This window comes from Corynebacterium sp. MSK218 (genome assembly GCF_030232655.1).
In the GTDB taxonomy this organism is placed as follows: domain Bacteria; phylum Actinomycetota; class Actinomycetes; order Mycobacteriales; family Mycobacteriaceae; genus Corynebacterium.
On the sequence record NZ_JASPGN010000021.1, the window covers coordinates 1 to 26,922 of the forward strand.

Below are 26,922 nucleotides of genomic sequence, written 5' to 3' on the forward strand. Positions count from 1 at the left end.
CAAGATTCTAAAGCCTTGTTGGATATGGCGTCGCTGGTAGCGATTGATGAGGTGATGTCCAAGCTAGGCAGCCCCACCAGGAAGGTGGTGGCAGAAATTGATGAGAAGCTTTCCCAGTGGTTTGTGCCGAAGCGGCCTAACCAAGTGTTTCCGACAGCGAGCCAAATTCGGCGCCGGGTGCGCGATATCGCCAAAGTACTGGATGATTCAGTAGCGTTTCGTGATACGCGTAAGAAGAACCGGTATTCCATCCTCACTAAAGGCCAGCGGGCCTATCTTGAGTTAGAAGTTGATTCCACTGTCGGTGTGGTCATCCACGAGATCATTAAAGAAACCGCTACAAAGCATGAGGTCTCCATGGCGGATGCCATGGTGCTGTTGCTGTCGGGCAGCCTGGAGCCTGAAGCAGCGAAAGTGGTGGTGCATACTTATAAGGCGTCTGATGTGGAGGGGGTACCGGTCTTTGTTCAGGGCCATGGGTGGCGTGGTGAGGATATTCCAGCAGCCAAGGTGGTTGAGCGGGATTTAAGCCAGGTGCCTAAAGCTTCTGATTCTTATCGTCCGTCGGATTTTGTGCGTAAGTATGTTGAGGGACGTGATGGGACGTGTCGGGCTGGGGGTTGTGATGTGCCGGCGTGGATGTGTCAGTTGGATCATCGGATTAATTATGCCGAGGGTGGGCCAACGCATCCGGATAATCTGGTGTGTTTGTGCCAGCGTCATCACAATATGAAGACCGAAGGCAGAGCCTTCTACATTTTGGACCCGGTTACCGGGGATGTGGTGTGGCTATTGGCTGATGGCAGTTGGGTGACAACGCAAGCCACTGGCCCGCTGGCACCGTCGATGCGCAGGTGGGCTCGCACTGTTGCCGAGGATGTTATGGCACACCGGGCAAAGATGCATGAAGATGCCAAAGCATTAAAGGTGGAGTTGGACAACGGTGAGATTGTGGAAGTCTTTGATATGACTGACCCGGCAGACCGAGACAACACTGACGGCGGCGATATTCCGTTCTAGAAGGTTGGGCCGGCGATGCGGCTGGCTTGCTCGTCGTTAGAAACGACGACGCCGGTGGAACGATTCGCGGCACCGGTACAAAGCTTCATCGTTGCCATAGACGACGAAAAGGTGGCGGCGACGTATGGGGAGAGGGAGTTACGGATCGTCGTCGCGGACGACGAAGGCCGCACGCTGATTCATCGATGTTGTTTAACTGAGAACCGGCGTCAGTGACGACGATCGGAGAAAGGGTTGGTCGAGCTTGTGGCAGATGCAGAAGACCATGTATCAGTTGCGCGGTGTTTCACGTGAAACGGCCCCCTGCTCCAAGAGGATAGAGAGGAGGCCTTCGGGGTAATGTTTAACTAGTCGTCGCGTTTGGTGGCAGCCTTCATGTCGGAAACGAAAGCGGTGACGGCGTCGGCAAGTCCTGGCGTTGGTTTATTGTTGTCGTCGAGGTGCGCGTTGACGATCTTGGTCAGAGCGGAACCCGTGATTGCGCCGGCGGCCCCGGCGGCGATCGCGTCGGCGACGTGTTGCGGCGTGGAAATGCCGAAGCCCAAGAGAATGGGCGCGCCGCCAAAGCGCGTGACGTTTGCGACCACCTCGTCAAGACCCTGGGTCTCAGATTCCTTTTCGGTGCCGGTGACGCCATCGCGGGAGATGGCGTAGATATAGCCCTTGGAATACTTGGCTACACCAGCGAGGGTCTTCTCGGATGCTTGTGCCGGTGCGATAAAGATCGGGTCAATCCCGGCCTTCTCGGCGGCAGTGACGAAGGGGGCGCCTTCGCGCACTGGGATGTCGGGAATCAAAATGCTGTCAGCACCTGCCTCGTGGAACTCAGAGTAGAAGGTGTCGAGGCCACGGGTGAAGGGAACGTTGCCGTAGATGAGCATGCCGATGGGAAGATCCGGAAACTCAGCGCGAATCTGGCGGATCTGGTCGAGGGCTGAATCGACAGTGGCGCCGGCGGAGAGGGCGCGAATGTGTGAGGCCTGGATTGTGGGGCCGTCGGCTACTGGGTCGGAGAATGGCACTCCGAGTTCTAGAGCGTCGGCCCCACCAGCGACGGCTGCCCTGACGATGGCCAGGGCGGTGTCCGGGTCAGGGTCGCTGAGCATAATGAAGGAGACGAATGCGCCTTCATTGCGCGAGGCTAGTGTGGAAAAGAGTTTCTCGTAGCGGCTCATTAGTGATCCTCCGGGAGCTTGAGTTCAGGGTGTTCGTCGAGGGTGCGTCGGACGTGGTCGATGTCTTTGTCGCCACGGCCAGACAGGGAAACGAGGATGGTGATGTCTTCTTCCTTGCGCTTGAGGGCGTAGGCCAGGGCATGGGAGGACTCGAGGGCAGGGATGATTCCTTCGCGGCGGCTGAGGAGCTGGAAGGCTTCGAGGGCTTCGGCGTCGGTGATGCCGACGTAGGTCGCGCGGCCCGTCTGGGAAAGGTGTGCGTGCTGGGGGCCGACGCCCGGGTAGTCGAGGCCGGCGGAGATGGAATAGGATTCTTCCACTTGGCCTTCCGAGTTCCGCATGAGGTAGGAGCGAGCGCCGTGGAGAATGCCGATGGTGCCATTGTTAATCGTGGCGCCGTGGCGGCCGGAATCAAGGCCCTCTCCCCCAGGTTCCGCGCCTACGAGCTCAACGGATTCCTCATCGATGAAATCCGCGAACATGCCGATGGCATTGGAGCCGCCGCCGACGCAGGCCACGACGACGTCGGGAAGCCCGCCGGTGCGCTCAATCATCTGGGCTTTGGCTTCTTCGGAGATCACTTTGTGGAACTCGCGAACGATGGTCGGGAATGGATGTGGTCCCGCGGCGGTGCCGAGGAGGTAGTGAGATTCGTGGAAGGTGGCAGTCCAATCACGGAGTGCCTCGTTGACGGCATCCTTGAGAGTGCCCGAGCCGGAGTCGACGGGGATGACCTTAGCGCCCATCAGCTCCATGCGGTAGACATTGGGCTGCTGCCTGGCGACGTCCTTGGCGCCCATGTACACCACGCACTCCAGATCGAGGAGCGCACAGGCGAGGGCTGTGGCGGTTCCGTGTTGGCCAGCGCCGGTTTCGGCAATGATGCGGGTCTTGCCCATGCGCTTTGCCAGGAGGGCTTGGCCGATGACTTGGTTGGTCTTGTGGGCGCCGCCGTGAACCAGGTCTTCGCGCTTGAGGAAGATGCGAGCCTTGCCGCCAAGTTTGGTGGCCTCAGTAAGAGGGGTGGGGCGGCCGAGGTAGTCACGGAGGTAGCCAGAAAGTTCCTCACGGAAGGAGGGGTCATTCTGTGCATCAACGAATGCTTGCTCAAGTTGGTCGAGTGCTGGGATGAGGGACTCGGGGACGAACTGTCCGCCGAATTCACCAAAGTATGCGGGAAGAAGTGTCTCCCGGGTTTCTTGTGGAGTAGTCATGGTGGTCCTTTGGGATGGGGATTAATACGTAAAGTGACGAATAAGGTTGAAGGTCTGGGCAATGAGGCCGGCATCCTTGCGGCCATTGATCTCGAGCCCCGAATTGAGGTCGAGGCCGACGGTGCCGACGCGGAGTGCCTCTGCGAGATTGGACGGGTTGAGTCCGCCAGCGAGAAGCGATTTCTCCTTGATGGAGTCAGGGATGGTCGTCCAGTCAAAAGAGGTGCCAGTGCCGCCGGGGCCGGAATCGAGGATAAGGAGATCGGTGGCGTCGGCAAGCGCGGCAGCGAGACTGGGTCCATGCGGGGCCGTCATGTCGATGGCGCGCCAGACCTGCCTCTCCCCCGCCACTGCTCGGACGGCGTTGATGAGTTCCAGTTCTGCATCCGTGCTTCCTTGGTACGGCGCGTGAATTTGGAAGCAGTCGATGCCGTCGAAGGCGAGCTCTTCCCAGCCGGTGGTGCGGCGAGAGACTGCGACGTAGGTGAGGTCGGGTTCGTGAGCGATGATGTCGAGGGCGGTTTCACGTGAAACATTGCGTGGAGATGCCTCCTCGAAGATGAGTCCGCCGTACACTGCGCCGGCAGCCCGTACGGCTTGCGCTGCGGACCATGAGGTGAGACCACAAACTTTGTTGCTGCCAAAGACGAGTTCGCGAGCAGCACGGTCGATGTCGGGTGTTCCCGTGAGCTGCGAACCGACTAGGAAAGCATTGGCGTGAGCTCCGTGCTGGCGGACAGTGTGGTTGTTGCGAATGCCAGACTCGGAAACAACGACCTTGCCTTCCGGAACCAGGGGCGCCAGCTGCGCGGTGCGGCCCACGTCAATCGTGAGATCGTGCAGGTCGCGATTGTTGATGCCGATGACGTCCACGCCGAAGGCTACCGCGCGGGCTACTTCCTCCTCGGTGATGGCCTCGGTGAGGACGTCGAGCCCGAGGGCGTCGGCAAGCTGCTTAAGCTCACCGTAGGTCTCGTCATCGACGATGGACATCATGAGCAGGATGGCATCCGCGCCGAAGTAGCGCGCCGCATAGACCTGGATGGGATCGATGATGAAGTCCTTGCACAGAACCGGCAGGTGGGTTGAGAGCGCCACGGTCTGCAGGTGGTCGTAGTCGCCGCCAAAACGCTCGGGCTCACAGAGCACGGAGATTGCGGAAGCATAGCGTGAATAGACCCGCGCAATGGCGCCCGGCTCGTAGTGCTCGCGGATAAGGCCCAGCGAGGGCGAAGCGGACTTGCATTCCATGATGAAACGGTTGGTGCCGTTGAGAGCATCATAGAAGGAGCGCTCGGAACGCGGGAGGGCGTCGAGGTCCACGTGGGCAAGGCGCTCACGGATGGCGGGGAGATGGGTGCGGCGCTTGGCGACGATCCCCTCAAGCACGGTCGGCAGAGCCATAATTCGCCTCCTCGTGCTTCGTGAGCCATGCGGCGACGGTGCCGTCTTTAATGAGCTGGGAGGCGTGGGAGACGCCTTCGGCAATCGAGTCAGTGGTGCCATTGAGGTAGAACATGGCACCTGCGGCAGCAGCGATGGCGTCGTGATGGGCAGGTTTTCCGGTGCCGGCGAAAATATCGCGAAGGGCCTGGGCATTCTCCTCTCCGTTGCCGCCCGCGAGATCAGAAAGTTCGTGGCGGGATATACCGAGGTCCTCGGGCGTGAGTTCGTAGTGGCTGATCGTGCCGTCTTTAAGCTCCCACACCTGGGTAGTCCCGTGTACGGCGATCTCATCGGTGCCAGCACCGTGGACTACAAGTGCGCGGCTGCGGCCGAGCTCCTTAAACACTTCCGCGATGAGCTGACCTTGGGCGGGGTTGGCAATGCCCATGATCTGGAATTCAGGCCGGCCGGGGCTCAGCAGTGGTCCGAGGGTATTGAAGATGGTGGAAATACCCAAGCCCTTGCGCACTGGTTGCACGTGGGCAACGGCCGGATTGTAGGCAGGGGCGAAGAGGAACGTAAAGTTGGAAGCCTCAAGCTGGCGGACGGCGCGGTCTGGGTCGAGGTCGAGGGGAATGCCCAGTGCTTCGAGGACATCGGCGGAGCCGGACTTAGAGGAGACGGAGCGGTTACCGTGCTTGACCATCTTCACTCCCCCGGCGGAAGCTACGAGGGAGGCGCCGGTGGTGATGTTGATGGTGTTGGCGCCATCGCCGCCAGTGCCCGCAGTGTCCATGAGACCTTCTCCCGTAACTGGGAAGGGACGCCCAGCATGGAGGAAAGCACGGGCAGCGCCAGCGACGTCGGCAAAGGTTTCGCCGCGGGTACGGATGTAGGTGAGCAGAGCAGCGATATGGATATCGTCATACTCCCCCACCGTCAGCGGGGTGAATACCTCAATGGCCTGATCGAGGGTGGGCTCGGTGATATCAAGAAAGGCTTTCAGAGTAGTCAGGGAAGTATTATCAGTCATTTGTTGACCTCCTTCATTGTGGGGCGGAAAGAAAGTTGTTTGATACAGCGTTCAATCATCAGCGGGCCGGTTGGGGTGAGTAGGGACTCGGGGTGAAACTGAAGGCCGATGGCGCGGCCGTCGAGAGTCTCAGCCGCCATGGTGATCGGACCGATGTCGGTGTCGGTCTCGGCCAGGCTGCGCATGCGGGCGGGGATGTTCGCGCAGCCCAAGGAGTGATAGCGCGCCACGGGGACGAGGCGGCCGACGTAGTTGGGGTTATCCGGCTCGTTATCGATGGTCAGGCCCTGAAAGACCGAATGGCGCGCACCAGCATCGGTCAAGGTCATGGGTATGGAAGAGCCGTGGACGGGGCCGCACGGCTCGACGGTACCGCCGAAGTGATCGAGCAAGGCTTGGAAACCAAGGCAGATGCCGAGGATGGGGATGCGGCCGAGGGAGGACTCGATAAGCTGCATCATTGTTCCGGCATCACGGGGATGGCCGGGGCCCGGCGAAAGGATGATGATGTCGGGTTGGGCGGCGAGAACCTCCTCCACTGGAACCGAGTTGCGGAAGACGGTGGTGTTATAGCCAGCGAGTGCATCGACGAGGTTGTAGACGAAAGAATCGTGGTTGTCGATGAGGACGACGTGCGGGTTCATCGGATGACCTCCAGGGATGCGTTGTGTGCCTGGGCGATGGCGCTGAGTACCGCGTAGGCTTTGTGGACCGTTTCATCGGCTTCTGACTGGGGGATGGAATCGCGGACGACGCCCGCGCCTGCCTGGACGACGGCCGTGCCATCTTTGACGTAGGCGGAGCGGATGACGATGCAGTTATCCATCGAGCCATCACCGCGCAGGTAGCCGATGGCACCGCCGAAGGAGCCGCGGCGAGTACCTTCAGTCTCGCGGATGAGTTCCATCGCGCGCAGCTTCGGTGCGCCGGTAAGAGTTCCCATGTTCATGCAGGCGCGGTAGGCATCGAGAGCGTCAAAATCCTCGTGCAGAGTGGCGGCGACGCGGGAGACCAGGTGCATGACGCGCGAGTAGCGGTCGACTTGTAGCAGGTCAGCGACGTGCCGGGTGCCGGGAACTGCGACGCGGGCGAGGTCGTTGCGCGCGAGGTCCACGAGCATGATGTGCTCGGAGACCTCCTTGGCATCTGTGCGCATCTCGAGCTCGTTGCGGATGTCTAGCTCATGCGTGGCTCCGCGTGGCCGGGTGCCGGCGACGGGATAGAGCTGCACCTGCCGGTCAGAGGCCGTGTACTTGAGGTTGGATTCGGGCGATGCGCCGAAAAGCTCGTGTTCTGCGCCGCGCAGGTAGAACATGTACGGCGAAGGGTTCGTCTCACGGAGCGTGCGGTAGGCAGCGAAAGCATCGGGACACGCAATACTGAACGTGCGCGAGGGCACGACTTGGTAAATGTCGCCAGCATGGACGTTGCCTTGGAGGTGCTCCACGTGGCGTCGGAAAGCAGCGTCATCGATGTTGGCGCGCGCGGTAACGGTGCCCAGCGGTGCGGGTGATGCTGGGGTGAGGGGTGCGGTACGTGCGGCGCGGTCGAGTTCTTCCTCGAGCACGTGCTTATCGACGCCCCACCCCTCAATCTTCGCCGTCTGCGTCAGGTGGTCCACGGTAAGGACGTGCTCGGCGACGAGAAACTCATAATCCGGATACTCATTCGGGCCATCCGGGACCGGTGGGAGTTCCTCGAAGGTCTCGACGTAGTCGAAGGCGAAACCGCCGCCCAGGAAAGGCAGCATCTCCCCTGAGTAGATGCGGCTAAATTGCAGCGTACGCAGCACGTCTGCGGTGGAGGTGGCACGCAAACGAGCGCGCTCATCGTGTTCGGTGGAGAGCTCGAAGTCGAGGGTAATGCTGTCGTCGGCGTCCTTGGTGATGCGCGAGTGGAAGTCCTCGCGGAGGTCGTCGATAAGAATGCGTCCGGAGGGTGTCAGCGCCGTGGCGGTGACCTCTTGGCCGCGGCACACTACCTTCAGTGCTGCCTTGGTGATGGCGATGCAGGTGAGGTTCTTCTTGGTTTCAATGTCCGCGGATTCTAAGAGCAGGGAATCCTGTGGCGTGGCGAGGGCATAAAAGAGTGCAGCGGCGTCAGGGGTATAGGCCAGCGTGCGCTGTGCGATAGGCGGCTTGTTTTTCAACGGCATAATGTGTGTCTTTCGTTAGCGTTGTGTGTGCTGCCGCGAGCTGTATGGAGAGAAAAACGCCGAAAAGCCCGCAGCTGCGGGCCTTAAAAGATGGGAGAACAACGAGGCCCGCGGGTTACGCGCGCCACCACCAAAGGTTAGATGTGTTCTTCACAGCACTGACTCTAACACCAATACCTTCCGCCGTACAGGTAAACGGAAATCGGGGTACCCCCGTGCTCTCACAGGAATGGGCGCCACGCGGATGGACAGTGATGTAGGAAACACGCAGCTAGCGCCTGTGATGTAGGACTCTAAAACTGTAGTGCTATAGCTTTTGGGAGTCAAAGAATACCCCCGCCTGAGAAAAATGTTCATAAAACCGCTGGTTGGAAAGGTAGAAAAAGGATTAAATAACGGTCACTACTGTCACTCTTAAGTAGAAAAGGACCGATATGTTCTCTAAAACTGCCGCTGCTCTCTCAGCTATCGCCCTGAGCGCTGCTGCCTTGGTGGGCTGCTCGTCATCGTCGGAAAGCACCGGCGGCGATTCGGGAGGTGGGGACTCCTACTCCATCGGTATCAACCAGCTGGTCCAGCACCCCTCCCTGGATGCTGCGGCAGAAGGTTTCCAGGCGGCCTTCGAGGACGCTGGCGTGGACGTGGAATTCGACATCCAGAATGCCAATGGTGAGCAAGCCACCGCTGTGTCTATCTCGCAGCAGATGGCTAGTGCGCAACACGATCTCTATCTGGCCATCGCTACCCCAGCGGGCCAAGCGATGAGTAAGTCCATTAAGGACAAGCCGTTGCTCTTCACCGCCGTTACAGACCCTGTGGAGGCAGAACTTGTGGAGTCGGTGGACAAGCCCGGAAAGAACGTCACGGGAACGTCCGATGAGGCGCCGATTGAGGAGCAAGTTGAGCTCATCAGCCAGCTCGTCCCTGACGCGAAGACTATCGGCGTGGTCTACTCCTCCGCAGAGGTGAACTCCAAGGTCCAGGTCGATCAACTGACAGAAGCCGCACAATCAAAGGGGATGGAGGTGCAGTCTCAGACTGTTACTTCCGTGACCGAGATTCCGCAGGCAGTGGAGGCGCTGGGTGACGTGGATGCTATCTACATCCCGACGGACAACATGGTGGTGTCCGGTATTTCTTCTCTCATCAAGGTGGCCAACGACAAGACCATCCCGGTCATTGCTGCAGACTCTGGCGCCGTTGAAGGCGGTGCCGCTGCCACCATCGGCATCGACTACAAGGAGCTGGGCCGCCAGACCGGCGAGATGGCTTTGCGCATCCTCCAGGACGGTGCCGACCCGGCTGAGACCTCAGTCGAAACTGCCTCCGAGTACACCTACGTCATCAATGAGGAAGCAGTGAAGGCACAGGGTATCGAGGTGCCGAAGGAGATTCTGGAAAAGGCTGAGAAGCTGTGATCGGTGCGCTTGAGCTAGGCCTGATTTATGCAGTCATGGCGGTGGGCGTCTACCTGACGTTCCGCGTCCTTGACTTCCCCGACCTGACTGTTGACGGCTCTTTTACGTCGGGTGCCGCCACGGCAGGTGTTCTGATTACCAATGGGGTCAACCCCTTCTTAGCGTCGCTTGCAGGTTTCTGCACCGGTTTCGTTGCCGGATGCATTACGGGCTTGCTGCACACCAAGGGCCGCATCGATGGCCTCTTGGCGGGAATTCTCACCATGATTGGTCTGTGGTCGATTAATCTGCGCATTATGGGCAGCGCCAACGTGCCACTGCTTACCCAGGATTCAGTGTTCACCCCACTCGATGCCGTGATGGGCACGTGGGCTGGTGTTGGTCTGCTGGCTGTGGGCGCGGTGGCGCTGTGCTTGCTCACCGTGTGGTTCCTCTCCACAGATTTGGGCATGTCGCTTCGTGCCACGGGCGATAATCAGCAGATGATTACCTCCTTTGGTGTGTCCACGGACTTCACCAAGGTGCTCACCCTAGCCCTGTCGAACGGTCTGGTGGGCCTGTGTGGTGCACTTATTGCTCAGTACCAGGGCTTCGCGGATATCTCGATGGGCATCGGCCTTATCCTGGTGGGCCTTGCCTCCGTCATTTTGGGTCAGGCGGTACTCCCCCAGTCCCGTCTCTGGCTGGCAGTCGTTGCTGTGGCACTCGGCTCCGTGATTTACCGCCTCATCATCTTTGCGGCCCTGCAGGTAGGCCTCAACCCGAATGACATGAAGCTCATCACTGCCCTTCTGGTCATCGTTGCTCTGTTGGTTCCGCGCCTGACGCGCGTGCGTGGCGGAAGGAAGGCCAAGGCTCATGCTTAATGTAGAGAACATTTCGAAGACCTTCTTCCCGGGGACAGCTAATGAACGCCGAGCGCTTCGCGACGTCTCCCTGGAACTCGCCCCCGGTGATTTCGTCACCGTCATCGGCTCCAACGGTGCGGGCAAGTCCACGCTGCTGAATTCCATTTCCGGCCGCCTTATTCCGGACTCCGGCAGGATTACCATTCACGGCAAGAATGTCACGACGCAGCCGGAGCACAAACGTGCACAGAAGGTTGGCCGCGTGTTCCAGGACCCCATGGCCGGTACCGCGCCGAACCTCACCATTGAGGAAAACCTCTCGCTTGCCTACCTGCGCGGCAAGAAGCGCGGCCTAGGTTTGGGTCTTAACGCGTCGCGCCGAAAGGTCTTTGTTGAGCAGTTGGAGACCCTCGAGTTGGGTTTGGAGAAGCGCCTGGGGACCAAGGTTGGCCTCCTGTCTGGCGGTCAGCGCCAAGCGCTGTCACTGCTCATGGCAGGGTTTACACACCCCGACGTGATGCTTCTCGACGAACACACGGCCGCCCTTGATCCCCAACGTGCGGAGCTGGTTACTGATTTGACCAAGCGCATTGTGGAGCAAGGAAAACTGACCACGCTCATGGTGACGCACAATATGGCACAGGCGCTACAGGTGGGCAACCGCCTCATCATGATGCACGAAGGTCAGATCATTTACTCGGCCGACGCGGAGCAGAAGGCCAAGCTAACGGTCGAAGACCTCATGGCCGAGTTTGCGAAGATTAAAGGCGCGACCTCCGACAGGACGCTGCTGCAGTAGGGCTGGAGTTTCACGTGAAACACAGGCTGGCAAAATCTTCGAGCAGGAGCTGGTAAATCTTCGAGCAAACCCCGGTGAATCTTCGAGCGGTCTCTTAACCTGCTAAAATGCGGGATATGACGCTTACACATGAGGTGCCACGACATGGGGTTTCGCGCCATTACGAACGTGAATGTGGGCCCGGCAATTAGCCGGGCCCACAGTCGTTTCACGTGAAACGAGGTTTAGCTTCGCCTGATGAGTGCGGAGGCGAAATACTCCTCTACCGCATTGGTGTCATCAAGCGGCAGTACCGCGCCAACGTACTGGTCCGGGCGGACAATAACTACGGCGCCGTCGCGGGAGATGCCGCGCATGGTGAAGATGTCCTTGTCTGGAAGTGCGTTGAAGACGTTCTCCCAGTTGGGCACGTTGAACTTGCCATTACGCGGGCGGAAGAGGGCTGGCGCATCGAGGATCTCGTAGTCATGATGATTTGTCTGCTGATAAATCACCTTGACATCGAAGTAGGTGTTCTCATCGGCTCCCTCCGGATTGAACTTAGAGAGAATGGCCGGAATCTTCTCCGCCCATGCGCTAAGCGCAGAGCTCTCCCCTGCCTTAGGAGAATCAGCGAAGGCGTAGATGCGGTAGCGGCCGTCAGCAGTGTGTTGGTGGCCCAGATGTTGCACAAAGGCGTCGCAGCGGCGCAGAACCTCGAGGGACTTAAAACGCCTTCCGACCGGGAAACCTACCGCAAGATCTTGGTGCTTGGTATCGCCCACAATCAGGTTCTCGTCATACTGCGTCATCATGCCAGCAGCGAACTCTTCTGCAGCGACGTAGTACTTTTCTACCGCCTGAGGGTCATCGAGCTCTTCGGTCGGGGTAGCCATTAGGGTGGACCACTCGCGGTCAAAGTTGATGAGGTTCTGGGCTGCTGGCTGGCGCTCACCGTGATAGGTGGACAGGAGTTCCTTGGGCGCGCGGCCATCGAGGACATGACCGAGCTTCCAGCCAATATTGAAGCCATCCTGCATCGAGACGTTCATGCCCTGACCGGCCTTGGCAGAGTGGGTATGGCATGCATCTCCCGTGAGGAAGACACGCGGGTCATCGTTGTTGTCATCGAAGGCATCAACCAAGCGATGTCCCACTTCGTAGACGGAGTGCCACGCCACCATCTTGACGTCAACGAAATACGGCGAGTAGATCTCGTTGGCCTTCTCAATGATCTTTTCAATCGGGGTATCGCGAACCTTGTGGTTGTCATCCTCAGGAACCACTCCGAGGTCAACATAGACACGGCAGAGGTAGCCGCCCTCGCGAGGGATGTGCAGGATGGAGCCAGCCTTCGAGTGAATTGCGCACTTTGTACGCCAGTCCGGAAAGTCCGTATCAACCACGACGTCCATAACGCCCCAAGCGTGATTAGCCTGGTCACCCTTCAAAGAGCGACCAATGGACTTACGCACGCGGGAACGTGCGCCATCGCAACCCACGACGTATTTTGCGCGTACGTCGCGTGGATTGCCGTCTGCGTCCTCAAGGTGGACGGTGACTGGGTACTCGCCCTCCCCTACCTCTAGCGAAGTGAAGGTCCAGCCATAATCTGGTGTAATGCGCCCCGGTGCGCGGTGGGCATAGCGGGCAAAGTAATCCAGGACGCGCGCTTGGTTCACGATGAGGTGTGGAAACTCGGAGATGCCATGTTCATCATCGATGGGGCGAGCACCGCGAACAATCTTCGAGCGATCCTCAGGATCAGGGTTCCAGAAGGACATCTCCGTAATCTCGTAGGCTTCTTCCGTGATTTCCTTGGCGAATCCAAAGGCCTGGAAGGTTTCTACCGAACGCGACTGGATGCCATCGGCCTGGCCAAGCTCAAGTCGGTGAGGGCGGCGCTCAATGATGCGGGTATTGACATTCGGGAACATTGCCAATTGGGCTGCAGCAATCATTCCCGCGGGACCGGAGCCCACGATGAGTACATCCATTTCATCGGGAAGTTCTTCTGCGCGATCGGCGCCATAGCCGGTGGCTTCATGAACGCGCGGATCTTCGGACACGTAGCCGTTGTGATGGAACTGCACTATGAACTCCTTTAATAAAGCGATGTTGGTCGTTGATCATCGATGGTGATTTAGTTCAACGGACCATCGATGTGTGATCTGCGTCTTAGTTCCGGAATCATATATGATAGCCGGCCGCAGCACAATGGCTTGGGTGGGTTTGTCTACGCTTTTGGCGAGAAGATGAAGTGGCCACGCGACTGTTTTGCTTCGTGCTCGGGGCCCAAAGCGATTCCCTTACGCTCACGCAGCAGGAAGGTGCACACGAGGCCAACAAGAGAAGCTGTAACCAGGTAGCCGGATACAGCGAAGGTGGTGCCCGTGGCTTCCACCAAGGAGGCCGCAATCATGGGCGCGAAAGCACCGCCGAGCACCGAACCAATCGCGTAGGTAACGGAAACGCCTGTAGCGCGGATTGAGGCAGGGAAAAGCTCGGCATACATCGCGGACTGAGCACCATAAGTCAGGCCAAGGCCAACGGTGAGGAAGAGAAGAGCGGCATAAAGCATGCCAAGGCTTCCCGTGTTGACCATTGGGAAGAGAGCGGCTGCACCAATGGCCTGCAGAACGAAGCCAATGAGGTACGTGTTCCGGCGACCAATGAAATCAGAGATGAAGCCAGCAAAGAGCGTAGTCAGAGCCCAGGATGCCGCAGAAATAGTGACGGCATTGAGTACATCGCCTCGTGCCAGTGCGACTGGGCCTTCAGGGTCGGTGGCATAGCGTTGGATGTATCCACCGGTTGTCATGTAGCCCACCGTGCCGTTGCCAGCGAATACGAGAGCAGCAACGAAGACCAGTGGCGTGAACTTTTTGAACAGCGTGCCGATGGGGTTGGTGGCTTCTTCTTCCTCACGCTGGGCGATCTCTTCGAAAACAGGAGACTCATCTACGCCCATGCGGATGAGGTAGCCCACGAGGACAAGGATGATGGAAATGAGGAAAGGTACACGCCAACCCCAGGCCATGAAGGCGTCGCCAGGCGCAATCGTGTTCATGATGGAGAGAACACCGGAGGAGAGTAGCAGGCCCGCCGGGACACCAACCTGGGGGCCAGCACCATAGAGGCCGCGCTTGTTATTGGGGGCATGCTCAACGGCCATGAGTACCGCCGAGCCCCACTCGCCACCAGCAGAAATGCCCTGGACGATGCGCAGGAGAATGAGCAGGATAGGTGCCCACACGCCGGCAGTTTCGTAGGTGGGAAGAAGGCCGATGAGAGTGGTAGCACCACCCATGGCAAAAAGAGTCACCATGAGAACCACGCGGCGGCCGAGACGGTCGGCGAAGTGTCCAGCGAGGAAGGCGCCGACTGGACGGAAGAGAAAGGATAGACCCACCGTCAGAAAGGAGATGATGGTGGCTAAACCGCCCTCAAGCGGGCCAAACATGAGGTGATTGAACACCAATCCAGCTACGGCGGCGTAGAGGAAATAGTCATACCACTCGATGGCGGTACCAATGGTTGTCGCGGCGACTACTCGACGGCGCTCGGCCGTGGAGATCGTCGGCGTGACGGTGGTTTGAGACATGTTGATTCCTTTCGAGATGTGGTGCGACATATATAAGAGTCGTCGTGTGAGTTGAACCACTTGCGGCGATGCTAGGGATAATATACGATTCGGGCAAGGATTTGTTCACAATTAAGGATTCTTCATGGCTGTACCTGAATTTCTGCCGGTCAAGCCGGGCAAGATGATCGCCGTTCACGTGGCCTTCGAGTCCCGCGCAGCGCAGCGAGGCCGTTGGCCCAAGGCTCCGAGCTACTTTCTCAAAGCCACGAGCACGCTGGCTGAAAGCGGACAGGTAGTTCAACGTCCCGCCGGCACCGAGCTGTTGGCATTTGAGGGCGAAATTGCTCTTATCATCGGCACGCCTGCACGAAATGTCTCCTTGGAGGAGGCATGGAAGCACGTCGCGTATGTCACCGCCTCGAACGACATTGGCCTGTATGACTACAAAGTCCAGGACAAGGGATCCAATACCCGCTCCAAGTCGCGTGATGGCTACACGCCTATTGGTCCGGAACTCATCCCGGCACAGGACATCGACCCCAAGGCCCTGCGTCTGCGCACGTGGGTTAATGGCGATATCGTCCAGGAGGGCACGTCCTCCGATGAGGATTTGATCTTCCCCCTCGCCCAATTCGTTGCGGACCTCTCGCAGCACATGACGCTCGAAGAGGGAGACATCATCCTCACCGGCACCCCGGCTGGGTCCTCCGTCATCGAGCCTGGTGACGTCGTAGAGGTTGAAGTAGATATCCCGGGTGGCGTGAGCTCTGGTCGTTTGAAGACAACCGTTGAAGAAGTAGCAGCGGACTTCGATGCAGAGCTGGGAAGCCTGCCCTATGTGGATGACAAGCAACGTGAAGATGCTTATGGTGACCGCGAAAGTGCGGGACTTGAACCGCTAGATAATGGTGGGCTTGACCCAGAGTTGAAGGCAGCGCTTGAAAAGGCGCCAACAGCAGGACTTTCGGCACAGTTGCGCAAAAAGGGCATTAACCAGTCCGTCATTGAAGGCGTTTATCCGCAAACCAAGGGAACCAAGATGGTGGGCGTGGCTCGTACCTTGCGCTTTGTTGCCGGCCGCGAAGACCTCTTCAAGTCCCACGGTGGCGGACTGAACGAGCAGAAGAAGGTCTTTGACACCGTCAAGGAAGGTGAGGTCATCGTCATCGAAGCCCGCGGAGAGTCGGGTTCCGGAACCCTCGGTGACATCCTCGCTCTCCGAGCAAAGGTGCGCGGTGCTGCTGGCGTCGTGACTGATGGTGGTGTCCGTGACTTCGAAGCCGTGCGTGAGATCGGTCTTCCTGTCTTTACCCAAGGTCCACACCCTTGCGTCCTTGGCCGAAAGCACGTCCCGTGGGATAGCGATATTGCCGTTTCCTGTGGAAACGCCACCGTGCTTCCGGGAGACATCATCGTTGGTGATGATGACGGCGTCATCGTCATCCCACGCGCGTTGGCTAAGGAAGTCGCTGAAGGTGCCCTGGCCAAGGAACACGAGGACGAGTGGGTTGCTACCCAGGTAGAAACCGGCGCTAGCCTCGATGGTCTTTTCCCACCAACGGGGAAGAACAAAGAGGCCTACCTCGCCTTCCGTGACGGGGCTACCAGTGAAAGCAAGGAAGGTGATCAATGACATCACCTTCCACGCCTAGTGGGGAGAGTAAATCCCAAAAAGCCTATAACTGGATTAGTGAAAAGATTCGTACCCGCGAGTACGAACCCGGCTACCGCCTAGTGCTGGCCACCATCGCCGAAGCGCTAGATATCAGCGTGGTTCCCGTCAGGGAAGCGATACGCCAGCTAGAGGCGGAGGGCATGGTCACGTATGAGCGCAATGTAGGAGCACGTGTCACCACCTACAACCGCGAGGCTTATTACGAGTCCATGGACATCGTGGCCACTGTGGAGGCGAATGCCACAGCCCAATCCGCGCCCCTGCTTGAACCCGAAGACCTAGCCCGAGCACGGGAGATTAACCGGCGCATGAGTGAACTAGACATCCACCATGACCCCGATGAATTCACCCAGCTCAACAAAGAATTTCACAGTGTTCTCTTTGCCAAGTGCCCTAATGAGAGATTGAAGAACTTGGTGGTGGACCAATGGAAACAGTTGGAATACCACCGTGTGTCGACATTTCGGTACGTGCCAGAAAGAGCCCAAGAATCTGTCCGCGAACACGAACAATTGGTCAACCTCATCGAGGCAGGCGCAGAGCCTGACTACATAGAAAAGGTTGCCCGCGAACACCGACTAACCACACTGCGCAGCTACCGCGAAAAGAATACATAAGGAGAAAGACCACACATGGCTATCAACAACGATGCTGCTAAGCCCACCGATCTTCCAGAGAAGATCCTCCACTACATCAACGGTGAGTTTGTCCCGTCTATCGACGGCGAGGAATTTGATGTCCTCGACCCAGTGACGAACCAGCCTTATATCAAGGCCGCTTCAGGCAAGCCAGCCGATATCGATAAGGCTGTAGCGGCTGCCAAGGACGCCTTCGAAAACGGACCGTGGGCCAAGGCCCTGCCGCGTGAGCGCGCACGTGTCCTGAACAAGATCGCTGATATTGTGGAAACCCGCGCAGAGAAGCTCGCCGCATGGGAGTCCTTCGACTCCGGTTTGCCGATTACCCAGGCCAATGGCCAGGCCAAGCGTGCCACAGAGAACTTCCGCTTCTTCGCTGATCTGATTGTCGCCCAGGCCGACGACGCCTACAAGGTACCGGGCCGCCAGATTAACTACGTCAACCGTAAGCCGATTGGTGTTGCTGGCCTGATTACTCCGTGGAATACCCCGTTCATGCTGGAGTCCTGGAAGCTGGCGCCGGCTATCGCTACCGGCAACTCCGTAGTCCTGAAGCCGGCCGAGTTCACTCCTCTGTCTGCGCAGCTGTGGGCAGGAATCTTTGAAGAGGCCGGATTGCCCAAGGGTGTCTTCAACCTGGTTAATGGCTTTGGTGAGGAGGGCTACGCCGGTGATCCGCTGGTTAAGCACCCGGATGTGCCGCTTATCTCCTTTACCGGTGAATCCCGCACCGGCCAGATCATCTTTGCCAATGCGGCTCCGAACCTCAAGGGCCTGTCCATGGAGCTCGGCGGTAAGTCCCCGGCAATCGTGTTCAATGACGCTGACCTAGAGACTGCTATCGACGCCTGCATCTTCGGTGTGTTCTCCCTCAACGGTGAGCGTTGCACCGCAGGTTCCCGCATTCTGGTGCAGCGCGATATCTACGATGAGTTCGTTGAGCGCTATGCCGCGCAGGCCAAGCGCGTCAAGGTGGGTCTGCCTTCCGATCCGAAGACCGAGGTTGGTGCACTCGTGCACCCAGAGCACTACGAGAAGGTCACCTCCTACATTGAGATTGGCAAGCAGGAGGCCACCTTGGTGGCGGGCGGTGAGCGCCCAGAAGGCTTCGAGGACGGCAACTTTGTTCAGCCGACTGTCTTCGTCGATGTGAAGCCAGATGCCCGTATTTTCCAGGAGGAAATCTTCGGCCCAGTCGTTGCCATCACCCCATTTGATAGCGACGAAGAAGCCCTAGAGCTGGCAAACAACACCAAGTACGGTTTGGCCGCCTACGTCTGGACCTCTGACCTCAAGCGCGCCCACAACTTTGCGCAAAACGTCGAGGCAGGCATGGTGTGGCTCAACTCCAACAACGTCCGTGACCTCCGCACGCCATTTGGTGGCGTGAAGGCGTCCGGTCTGGGTCATGAGGGTGGCTACCGTTCCATCGATTTCTACACCGACCAGCAGGCGGTGCACATCAACCTGGACAAGGTACACAACCCTGTCTTTGGCAAGCAGGACTAATCTTCCCGCGCCCCCCTTCCCTATCACTCTTCTTCATCATTTATCTATCTACAAAGGAGGCCATCTCATGGCTGACATTCAGGCACCGGACATCCTGCGCTGTGCGTACATGGAAATCGTCGTCACCGACCTCGCTGCATCTCGTAAGTTCTACGTGGACACCCTCGGTCTTGTCGTCACCGAAGAAAACGAGCATGAGATCTACTTGCGCACGTATGAGGAATTCATCCACCACAACCTGGTTCTGCGCCAGGGCCCGGTAGCGGCAGTGGCAGCATTCTCCTACCGTGTTCGATCCCCAGAAGATCTCGACCGTGCGGAAGAGTTCTACAAGGCCCGTGGCTGCGAAGTTCGTCGCAATAAGGAGGGCTTTGTCAAGGGCATCGGTGACTCGGTGCGCGTCCAGGATCCACTGGGGTTCCCCTACGAGTTCTTCTACGAGGTCGAGCACCGTGAGCGCCTGGCATGGCGCTACGAGGCGCACATTCCGGGTGCACTTGTCCGCCTGGATCACTTCAACCAGATCACCCCGGACGTGCCGAAGGCAGTGGCCTACATGGAAGACCTCGGCTTCCGCACCACTGAGGACATCCGTGATGAAGAAGGAACCGTCTACGCTGCATGGATGCGTCGCAAGCCCACGGTCCATGACACCGCTATGACCGGTGGTGATGGCCCTCGTATGCACCACATTGCCTTTGCCACGCACGAGAAGCACAACATCATCGCCATTTGCGATAAGTTGGGCGCGCTGCGCGAGTCTGACCGTATCGAGCGCGGCCCTGGCCGCCACGGAGTCTCCAATGCGTACTACCTGTACCTGCGCGATCCTGACGGACACCGTGTGGAGATTTACACCCAGGACTACTACACCGGCGATCCGGACAACCCGGTTGTGACGTGGGATGTTCACGATAACCAGCGCCGTGACTGGTGGGGTACGCCAGTTGTTCCGTCGTGGTACCGCGATGGCTCCACCGTTCTGGACCTCGACGGCAATCCGGTGCCGCTGGTGAGCCGTGAGGACGCCTCTGAGCTGGAAGCCACCATTGGTGCCGATGGCTTCTCCTACACCCGCAAGGATGATGCCGATGCCATGCCGGAATGGAAGCAGGGCGAGTACAAGCTGGGACACCAGCTGTAGGCGTAGGTGACGGGTCAACGTGGCCCCGCGATGCTGTGCGCTCAGCGCGGTGACCGCTGGGCCCGTTGTCGTTTCACGTGAAACCACAACATTCAACATGCTCAAGGAAGTGACAACATCGTGAATACTGAGCAACACATCGCTATCGCTGACGAGCTGGCGCAAGCGGAACAAGACCGCACCATGGTTAAGCGGCTCACGGCCCGCTACCCAGATATGACCATCGAGGATTCCTACGCAGTACAACGCGAGTGGGTACGCCGCGGCGTCGAAAATGGCCGGCGTCTGGTGGGCAGAAAAATCGGCTTGACCTCCAAGGTTATGCAGGAAGCGACGGGAATCACCGAACCGGATTACGGCGCGATCTTTGAGGACCAAGTCTTCGAAAATGGCTCGACCATTGAGCACGCGCAGTTCTCCAACGTCCGCATCGAGGTCGAGCTAGCCTTCGTGCTCAAGGAAGAACTGACGGGCCCGAACTGCAGCATTTTCGACGTCCTTCGTGCGACGGAATACGTCGTCCCTGCCCTGGAGATTCTCTCCTCCCGCATTGAAATGGAAGGCCGCACGATCGTCGATACCATCTCGGACAACGCGGCCCTGGGCGCCATGGTCTACGGCGGCAACCCAGTGGATCCCGCGGACGTCGATCTGCGCTGGGTCTCCGCACTTCTCTACCGCAACGAATCCATCGAGGACACCGGCGTGGCGGCTGCGGTGCTCAACCACCCGGCCATGGGCGTGGCCTGGCTTGCCAACAAGCTACATGCGCACGGCGACAGCCTCGCCGCTGGCGATATCATCCTTGCCGGATCCTTCACCAAGCCCATGTGGGTTGAACCCGGCGATACCGTCCATGCCGATTACGGAAAGCTGGGGTCCATCACATGCCGGTTCCAGTAGAGTTGCCGCCCACCTTCACGCAAGAGCTTGCCACTGCGAAGAGTCCTCTCGTAGGTGCGTGGATCTGCTCAGGCTCGGAGGCTGCTGCAGAGATCATTGCGTCGGCAGGGTTTAGCTGGGCGCTTATCGACGGCGAACATGCCCCCTATGGCCTCGAAACAGTCCTGTCTCTGCTGCGTACTACCGATGCTTATGGCATCACGCGCGTTGTCCGCATCCCAGTCAATAACACCGCACTCATTAAGCAGTACCTCGACCTTGGCGCACAAAACTTGATGGTGCCCATGATTGATACGCCCGAAGAAGCGGAAGCTGCCGTGCAGGCCATGCACTATCCGCCACGCGGAGTACGCGGGGTGGGCTCTGCTTTGGCACGGTCCTCGCGGTGGAATGGTGTGGAGAACTATCTGCCCAACGCTTCTGAGACGGTCAGCCTGACGGTACAGATTGAATCCGCGAAGGCCGTGGACAATGTCGAAGACATTGTGGCCATCGATGGCGTGGACCAGATCTTTGTAGGCCCGTCTGATTTGGCAGCGTCCATGGGACTGCTGGGTCAGCAGACCCATCCGGAGGTGCTGGCAGCCGTCAATCACACATTTGAAGTGGTGCGCGCTTCCGGAAAGAAGGTAGGCGTTAACGCTTTTAACCTCGATCAGGCGCAGAAATATTTAGATGCTGGGGCATCATTTGCACTGGTTGGCGCGGATGTTCAACTTCTGTCTGGTGCGGCACGCCAACTCGCAGACAAATTCACTTTGGGAGGGTAGAAAAGAACCATGACTCAAACAGCAAAAGTAAACGTCGACGAGCTTCTGGCAAAGGTACCGACCGGCCTGCTTATTAATGGTGAATGGGTAGACGCCTCCGATGGCTCCACTTTTGACGTGGAAAACCCGGCCACCGGTGAGGTTATCGCTACCCTTGCGTCCGCTACCTCTGAGGATGCGAAGAAGGCCATGGATGCCGCATGCACCGTGCAGGATGAGTGGGCGCGTACATCCACCCGTGAGCGCTCCAACCTGCTGCGCCGAGCATTCGAGCTGGTACAGGAGCGCAAGGACGAGTTCGCCACCCTTATGACTCTGGAGATGGGCAAGCCGCTGGCAGAGTCCTACGGTGAGGTCACCTACGGTTCTGAGTACCTGCGCTGGTTCAGCGAGGAAGCCGTCCGTGATTATGGCCGCACGCTCCCGGCACCGGAGGGCACTCTGCGCATGGTTACCCGCCGCAAGCCGGTGGGCCCCTGCTTGCTTATTACCCCGTGGAACTTCCCGCTGGCCATGGCTACCCGCAAGATTGCCCCGGCCATCGCCGCTGGTTGCACCATGGTAGTCAAGCCGGCCAAGCTCACCCCGCTGACCACCCAGTACTTCGCGCAGACCATGATTGATGCCGGTGTACCGGCAGGTGTGGTCAACGTGGTCTCTGGCAAGTCTGCCTCTGCTATTTCCGAGCCGATCATGGCGGATTCCCGCCTGCGCAAGATTTCCTTCACCGGTTCTACCCCGGTGGGCAAAACCCTGCTCAAAGCCGCTGCCGATAACGTCCTGCGCACCTCGATGGAGCTGGGCGGCAACGCTCCATTCATCGTCTTTGAGGACGCCGATATTGACCAGGCCGTCGAGGGCGCCATGGGCGCGAAGATGCGCAACATTGGTGAGGCCTGTACTGCGGCTAACCGTTTCATCGTCCACGAATCCATCGCTGACGAGTTCGCGGAGAAATTCGCCAAGCGCATCGGTGAGCTCAAGGTGGGCAACGGCCTCGATGAGGGCGTTACCTGTGGCCCGCTCGTGGAGCAGAAGGCACTGGATAACATCACCGCGCTTGTCGACGACGCCGTGGACAAAGGCGCCAAGGTCCTCATCGGCGGCAAGCCGGGTGAGGGCAAGGGCTACTTCTACTCCCCTACCGTTCTCACGAACGTCTCCCGTGATGCTCGCGTGGCGCAGGAGGAGATCTTCGGACCTATCGCTCCGATCTTGACCTTCTCCGATGAGAAGGAAGCCATCGAGCTTGCGAATGACACCGAGTACGGCCTAGCGTCCTACGTCTTTACCGAAAACTCCGACCGCATGTGGCGCCTCGGTGACGGCCTCGAATTCGGTCTCATGGGCTTCAACGCCGGCGTCATCTCCAACGCCGCCGCCCCATTCGGTGGCGTCAAGCAGTCCGGCATGGGCCGCGAGGGCGGCGCCGAGGGCATCGACGAGTACACGTCGCTGCAGTACATCGGTGTGCGCGACCCGTATGCCAATGCATAGCTAGTGCAATAGCTTCGCTGTACACGATGGAAGCCGCCCTACGGGGCGGCTTTCTTTTTCTTCATTTTCTCCTTGCTTTGCATTCTGCACGTATACCCAAAGTGTGTGCGCTATCACTCAAGACCTAGAGATGTGTCGCAGGATATATTTCAAGTCATCGGCTCACGAGGAGTCGTCTGCACCCAGGGAGGTTTGAAATTGTCTCAAGAAAAAACCAAGAGCTTTGATTACATCGTTGTAGGAGCTGGTTCAGCTGGGTGCGTCATTGCCCGTCGGCTAGTTGATGCGGGAAAGAGCGTCGCAATTCTTGAAGCCGGCGACTATGACGTAAATCCCGACATCGAGAAGGTGCACACCTTGGGACTCCTATGGGGTTCACCTCAAGATTGGAACTATCGTACGGTTCCTCAACCTTGGGCAGCTGGCCGGAGCCTTCACATTCCCCGCGGAAAGGTAATGGGCGGCTCGCACGCGCTCAATGCAACCATTTGGGTCCGTGGCGCTAAGGAAGACTACGACACATGGGCTTATCTAGGCAATGACGGCTGGTCCTGGGAGGACGTACTGCCCGTTTTCAAGTCGATTGAAAACTTCGACGGTGGCGCTTCGGAGGTCCGTGGTAGCGAGGGATTGCTTGATGTAATTGAGAATTACGCTCGTCACCCGCTTCAAAATGACCTTTTCCTAGCAGCGCAGGAGGCGGGTATTCCACTTAACGAGGATTACAACTCTGGTGACGTGGAAGGCGTGGGCAAGATCCAGGCTAATGTTCGCAACGGAAACCGCTTCAACACTTGGCACGCGTACCTGAAGCCAGTCGAGGATGCGTCTAATCTCACCATCATCACAAGCGCGCATGTCCACGGACTGCTCGTTGAAAGCGGTGCCATCCTTGGCGTTAATGTCGAAGTTGCTGGTGAACTTCAGGAGCTTCGTGCTGGTGAAACGATTCTATGTGCAGGTGCGTTGAATTCGCCGGAAATACTCCTGCGCTCTGGTATTGGGCCAGCAGAAGAACTCGAGGCTCTGGGGATTTCATCGACTCATGATCTCCCTGGCGTAGGCAAGAATCTCCATGATCACTTACTCTCCCCTGTTATCTTCACGACCACGAAGAAGGAAGTACCAATCCCGGAAGTTCTGCCAGCCGAGGTACACGTGTTTTCAAAGTCGCGTCCTGAGGCTGCTGTCCCTGATACTCAGCCGTTATATTTCTCAATCCCCATGTACAGCGAGGACATGGAGGGGCCAGAAAATGGATTTACGCTTATGGGTGGCATCGTTAGGCCCGCGAGTCGCGGTGAGTTGACCCTGACGGGGCCAAGTCCCTCAGATCCTATTGCTATTGATTTCGGCGCTTTGTCGGTGCAGGCAGACGTCGATGCATTGGTAGCTTCCGTAAAGCAGTGCCGTGAAGTTGGCCGCCAGCCAGCATTGTCCGAGTGGGGTCCCGAGGAAGTGTACCCAGGCTCAGATGTATCCGACGAGGATCTTGAGGAATACGTTCGCAGCACCGCTATCACGTATCACCACCAAGTTGGCACTTGCAAGATGGGCATTGACTCCATGGCCGTGGTTGATCCGCGCACCCTAAAGGTCTATGGGCTTGAGGGGATCCGAATCGCCGATGCTTCTGTAATGCCACTCGTACCGACGGGAAACACTAATGCGCCCTCTATCATGATCGCTGAAAAGGCCGCGACATTCTTGTTGGGGTGACGTCCGCAGGGCAGTCGCAAGCGGCCATTGTAATTAACTCCCGATCGGTATGGTGCGGGTGCCGCGGCCGCGGGAACGTCGAGCGCAAGGACTTTGTAGTTCTGACTGTTGCACTTGGCGCGGCTGGATGGGTTTCGGTGATTGTGCAACTATAAAAATAGCCGGAATCGCGCACAACTGAGTGAGCTGTTCTTGATGAAACACACGGGAATTCTCTCGGTAGTGCATCGGCAATAAGTCGATTTAGCCTAAACCGTCAGAATGGCGGAAAACCTTTTCTGCAAGAAGGCTGATCTTTGGAATTTTGCATCCGTCGGTGTTATTGCGTGTCTTACTGGTTATCAAATTTAGTTTGAACACTGTCGGTGTGAGTCGCATTTCAAACTAGGCATAGATCACTTTTTGCAAAATTTTCGGCACCATCCATCAAGTCATTACTAGAGATGCATGTCACTATTGAAACCTATAGCGGCATGACTCACATGCTGCTCCCGCTGGCAGAAAGGACTAATGATGGAATCCTCCAAAGTAATTGTGATCGGCGCTGGGTTTTCGGGCCTGGTAGCAGCGCGTGAACTGCAAACTGCAGGTGTGAATTGTGAAGTATTCGAAGCACGCGATCGAATTGGGGGAAGGGCATGGACTGACGATCGAATGGGACTTCCGCTGGAAATGGGTGCAACGTGGGTTCATTGGTTCCAGCCTTACATGTGGGGAGAGATAACGCGGTATAACCAGGGAATCCACACAAGTCCAGCCGATAACGATGCTTATTGGGTCACCCAAGGCAAAGTTCGCAAAGCCAAGGAAGGCGAAGCGGATGAGAAAATGATGCCGGCACTCGACGTAATTTACGAAGGCTCGGATAGGTTTTTCCCTAACCCTCACGATCCACTTGCGATCTTGCGAGATGAATACGGTGCGGACCCAAACGATGTTGAAGCGTTTAAGCAATTTGATCACAAGTCAGTGATGGACATCGTTAATGAGGCAGGAGTGGATCAAGAGCTCCAAGATATGGTTGAAGGCTTCTGGTCAGCTGCATACATTGGGGACCCGCGAACGGGCTCTTCGTTAATGGCGAAACAGTGGGCAGCACTTTCTGACCATAGCCATAAACTGGTCGATGAAATTAACCTCAGGTTCAAGCTCGATAACGGCATGCGAGGTCTTTACGAGAACATTCGAGATGATCTTAGGTGCCCAGTTCACTTGTCGTCTCCCGTAACGAAAGTGGAACAGACTGATTCAGGGGTGCGTGTCACGCTTGAAACTGGAGAAGTCAAGGAGGCTAATAAGGTGATCAGCACTGTTCCACTCGGTGCGCTTACGAACATCGAATTCGACCCACCCCTCAGTGGGGATCAGCAGCGCGTTATCGGAGACAAGTGGAATTCAACTGGCGCAAAGATTTGGATAAAGATTAAGGGGCACCACAAGATCATTGCTTATGCTGGGGCAGACTATCCAATGTCATTGATTAGGTCGGAATACTTTATGGACGACGGAACGACGGTACTCGTTGGATTCGGAGCAGACCATAGCAAGGTTGATTTAAATAGCATCGAGGACGCTCAAAGAATCATGGACACATGGGATTTAGGTGTCGAAGTTATCGATTCAACGGGCCATGATTGGGTGAAAGATAAGTGGACTCAACAAGTTTGGGCCACTTTGCGCAAGGGACAGTTTATAGATGGATGGAGCCATTTCATTGACTCCGAATCCGATATTCATTTCGCGGGAGCTGATTTTGCTCCTGGTTGGCGGGGGGTGATTGTGGATGGAGCAATTCAATCCGGGATCATTACTGCACGCCGGGTTATTAGTCAGCTGCGTGAGATCGGAAAGCTCTAGGACTGATTCCGAACTCGTCTTTGAAAGCCCTGGATATGTGGCTAGGTTGGGTTAACCCATGCGCTTGGGCAATCTCTCTAATTGAGAGATTGCTAAAAGCTGGGTTGGCTAAATCCCTGCGGATTAAGTGCACGCGCCTAGACTTGATGTATTTGGAGACAGTGAGTTGATGATCGGCAAAGTGTTTTTGAAGACTTCTTAAAGAAATGTACATAGCCTTCGCTACACTTTCTGCGTTGAGACTAGGATCGCTGAGGTGGCGGTCTATATAGTCCGTAGCCTTTTCAAACGTGCTGTCATGGGTTAAAGGGCGTTCGGCTTGTCGAGCCCCGATTAAGGCATGGGTGACCGCTTCGAGTAAGAATTCGACGGCCTGTACGGTGTTGCGATCTTCTTCAATACGATTTCCCAGAAGGCTAAAACTTGGTAAAAGTACTGAACCTATTCCCTTCTTCCTATCTAGAGTCGTTAGAGCGAGAGACTCGATCACACTCTCTGGGTGAGAGAGGACGTTCGTAGGGGTGAAGCGTCCTGGGTTTAGTTCCTACCTCAGCTAAGGAAGGATTGAACTATGCCTAGAAAGTATTCCGTTGAGTT

Annotated in this window: 22 protein-coding genes; 13 read left to right on the top strand and 9 right to left on the bottom strand. The window is 57.6% G+C overall.

What is annotated here, in order from left to right; translation table 11 throughout:
* A partial coding sequence (locus QP922_RS12480; protein WP_284809847.1) for an HNH endonuclease signature motif containing protein occupies window positions 1-1,020 on the top strand: 1,020 nt, incomplete at its 5' end.
* Between the two features lie 347 nt (window positions 1,021-1,367).
* Here the strand turns inward: QP922_RS12480 and trpA are convergent.
* Genes trpA through QP922_RS12510 form a run of 6 tightly spaced genes read right to left on the bottom strand, consistent with a single transcriptional unit; the run spans window position 1,368 to window position 7,983 of the window.
* Window positions 1,368-2,195, bottom strand: a complete 828-nt coding sequence (gene trpA, locus QP922_RS12485; protein WP_284809848.1) for a tryptophan synthase subunit alpha — start codon at window positions 2,193-2,195, stop codon at window positions 1,368-1,370.
* Entirely contained in the window at window positions 2,195-3,409 is a 1,215-nt protein-coding gene (gene trpB / locus QP922_RS12490) for a tryptophan synthase subunit beta (RefSeq protein ID WP_284809850.1), read from the bottom strand. Before trpB ends, trpA begins: the two co-directional genes overlap by 1 nt.
* A gap of 21 nt (window positions 3,410-3,430) precedes the next feature.
* Window positions 3,431-4,813, bottom strand: coding sequence for a bifunctional indole-3-glycerol-phosphate synthase TrpC/phosphoribosylanthranilate isomerase TrpF (gene trpCF / locus QP922_RS12495; protein ID WP_284809851.1), 1,383 nt, complete (start codon window positions 4,811-4,813; stop codon window positions 3,431-3,433).
* Window positions 4,791-5,828: an anthranilate phosphoribosyltransferase gene (gene trpD, locus QP922_RS12500; RefSeq protein WP_284809852.1), complete on the bottom strand. Its 1,038-nt coding sequence runs from the start codon at window positions 5,826-5,828 to the stop codon at window positions 4,791-4,793. The genes trpCF and trpD overlap by 23 nt, the downstream gene beginning before the upstream one ends.
* Window positions 5,825-6,472 (bottom strand): anthranilate synthase component II, encoded by a 648-nt coding sequence (locus QP922_RS12505; RefSeq protein ID WP_284809853.1) that lies wholly within the window; start codon window positions 6,470-6,472, stop codon window positions 5,825-5,827. Before QP922_RS12505 ends, trpD begins: the two co-directional genes overlap by 4 nt.
* On the bottom strand, window positions 6,469-7,983 hold the full coding sequence (locus QP922_RS12510) for an anthranilate synthase component 1 (RefSeq protein WP_284809854.1): 1,515 nt from the start codon (window positions 7,981-7,983) through the stop codon (window positions 6,469-6,471). The genes QP922_RS12505 and QP922_RS12510 overlap by 4 nt, the downstream gene beginning before the upstream one ends.
* Before the next feature lie 434 nt (window positions 7,984-8,417).
* On the opposite strand from QP922_RS12510, the gene QP922_RS12515 reads away from it, so the two are divergent.
* From QP922_RS12515 to QP922_RS12525, 3 genes are read left to right on the top strand one after another with little or no spacing between them, the layout of a single operon-like run.
* Window positions 8,418-9,401, top strand: a complete 984-nt coding sequence (locus tag QP922_RS12515) for an ABC transporter substrate-binding protein (protein ID WP_284809855.1) — start codon at window positions 8,418-8,420, stop codon at window positions 9,399-9,401.
* Window positions 9,398-10,267, top strand: coding sequence for an ABC transporter permease (locus QP922_RS12520; RefSeq protein WP_284809856.1), 870 nt, complete (start codon window positions 9,398-9,400; stop codon window positions 10,265-10,267). Before QP922_RS12515 ends, QP922_RS12520 begins: the two co-directional genes overlap by 4 nt.
* Window positions 10,260-11,048, top strand: a complete 789-nt coding sequence (locus QP922_RS12525; protein WP_284809857.1) for an ABC transporter ATP-binding protein — start codon at window positions 10,260-10,262, stop codon at window positions 11,046-11,048. The genes QP922_RS12520 and QP922_RS12525 overlap by 8 nt, the downstream gene beginning before the upstream one ends.
* 224 nt (window positions 11,049-11,272) lie before the next feature.
* Here the strand turns inward: QP922_RS12525 and QP922_RS12530 are convergent, their stop codons facing one another.
* Both QP922_RS12530 and QP922_RS12535 read right to left on the bottom strand, forming a co-directional pair.
* Window positions 11,273-13,120: an FAD-binding monooxygenase gene (locus QP922_RS12530; protein WP_284809858.1), complete on the bottom strand. Its 1,848-nt coding sequence runs from the start codon at window positions 13,118-13,120 to the stop codon at window positions 11,273-11,275.
* A 143-nt stretch (window positions 13,121-13,263) separates the two neighbouring features.
* Entirely contained in the window at window positions 13,264-14,631 is a 1,368-nt protein-coding gene (locus QP922_RS12535; protein ID WP_284809859.1) for an MFS transporter, read from the bottom strand.
* A 124-nt stretch (window positions 14,632-14,755) separates the two neighbouring features.
* On the opposite strand from QP922_RS12535, the gene QP922_RS12540 reads away from it, so the two are divergent.
* The 9 genes from QP922_RS12540 to QP922_RS12580 all read left to right on the top strand — a co-directional run bounded on the left by QP922_RS12540 (window position 14,756) and on the right by QP922_RS12580 (window position 26,325).
* Entirely contained in the window at window positions 14,756-16,246 is a 1,491-nt protein-coding gene (locus QP922_RS12540; RefSeq protein WP_284809860.1) for a fumarylacetoacetate hydrolase family protein, read from the top strand.
* Entirely contained in the window at window positions 16,243-16,905 is a 663-nt protein-coding gene (locus QP922_RS12545; protein WP_284809861.1) for a GntR family transcriptional regulator, read from the top strand. The genes QP922_RS12540 and QP922_RS12545 overlap by 4 nt, the downstream gene beginning before the upstream one ends.
* A 15-nt stretch (window positions 16,906-16,920) precedes the next feature.
* Window positions 16,921-18,435, top strand: coding sequence for a 5-carboxymethyl-2-hydroxymuconate semialdehyde dehydrogenase (hpaE, locus tag QP922_RS12550; protein ID WP_284809862.1), 1,515 nt, complete (start codon window positions 16,921-16,923; stop codon window positions 18,433-18,435).
* A gap of 67 nt (window positions 18,436-18,502) precedes the next feature.
* Window positions 18,503-19,579 carry a 3,4-dihydroxyphenylacetate 2,3-dioxygenase gene (gene hpaD / locus QP922_RS12555; protein WP_284809863.1) on the top strand — a complete coding sequence of 359 codons (1,077 nt, stop codon included), beginning with the start codon at window positions 18,503-18,505 and terminating at the stop codon, window positions 19,577-19,579.
* 117 nt (window positions 19,580-19,696) lie between these two features.
* Window positions 19,697-20,482: a 2-oxo-hept-4-ene-1,7-dioate hydratase gene (hpaH, locus tag QP922_RS12560; RefSeq protein ID WP_284809868.1), complete on the top strand. Its 786-nt coding sequence runs from the start codon at window positions 19,697-19,699 to the stop codon at window positions 20,480-20,482.
* A complete protein-coding gene (locus QP922_RS12565; protein WP_284809864.1) occupies window positions 20,467-21,252 on the top strand; it encodes an HpcH/HpaI aldolase family protein in 786 nt (261 codons plus the stop codon). Before hpaH ends, QP922_RS12565 begins: the two co-directional genes overlap by 16 nt.
* A gap of 9 nt (window positions 21,253-21,261) precedes the next feature.
* The gene (locus QP922_RS12570; protein ID WP_284809865.1) at window positions 21,262-22,749 is read left to right on the top strand and encodes an NAD-dependent succinate-semialdehyde dehydrogenase; all 1,488 of its coding nucleotides are present in this window, start codon (window positions 21,262-21,264) and stop codon (window positions 22,747-22,749) included.
* A 198-nt stretch (window positions 22,750-22,947) separates the two neighbouring features.
* On the top strand, window positions 22,948-24,468 hold the full coding sequence (locus QP922_RS12575) for a GMC family oxidoreductase (RefSeq protein ID WP_284809866.1): 1,521 nt from the start codon (window positions 22,948-22,950) through the stop codon (window positions 24,466-24,468).
* Between the two features lie 510 nt (window positions 24,469-24,978).
* Window positions 24,979-26,325, top strand: a complete 1,347-nt coding sequence (locus QP922_RS12580; RefSeq protein WP_284809867.1) for a flavin monoamine oxidase family protein — start codon at window positions 24,979-24,981, stop codon at window positions 26,323-26,325.
* Here the strand turns inward: QP922_RS12580 and QP922_RS12955 are convergent.
* Window positions 26,294-26,539 (bottom strand): helix-turn-helix domain-containing protein, encoded by a 246-nt coding sequence (locus QP922_RS12955; protein WP_350309363.1) that lies wholly within the window; start codon window positions 26,537-26,539, stop codon window positions 26,294-26,296. The genes QP922_RS12580 and QP922_RS12955 overlap by 32 nt on opposite strands.
* Window positions 26,540-26,922: the final 383 nt, after the last annotated feature.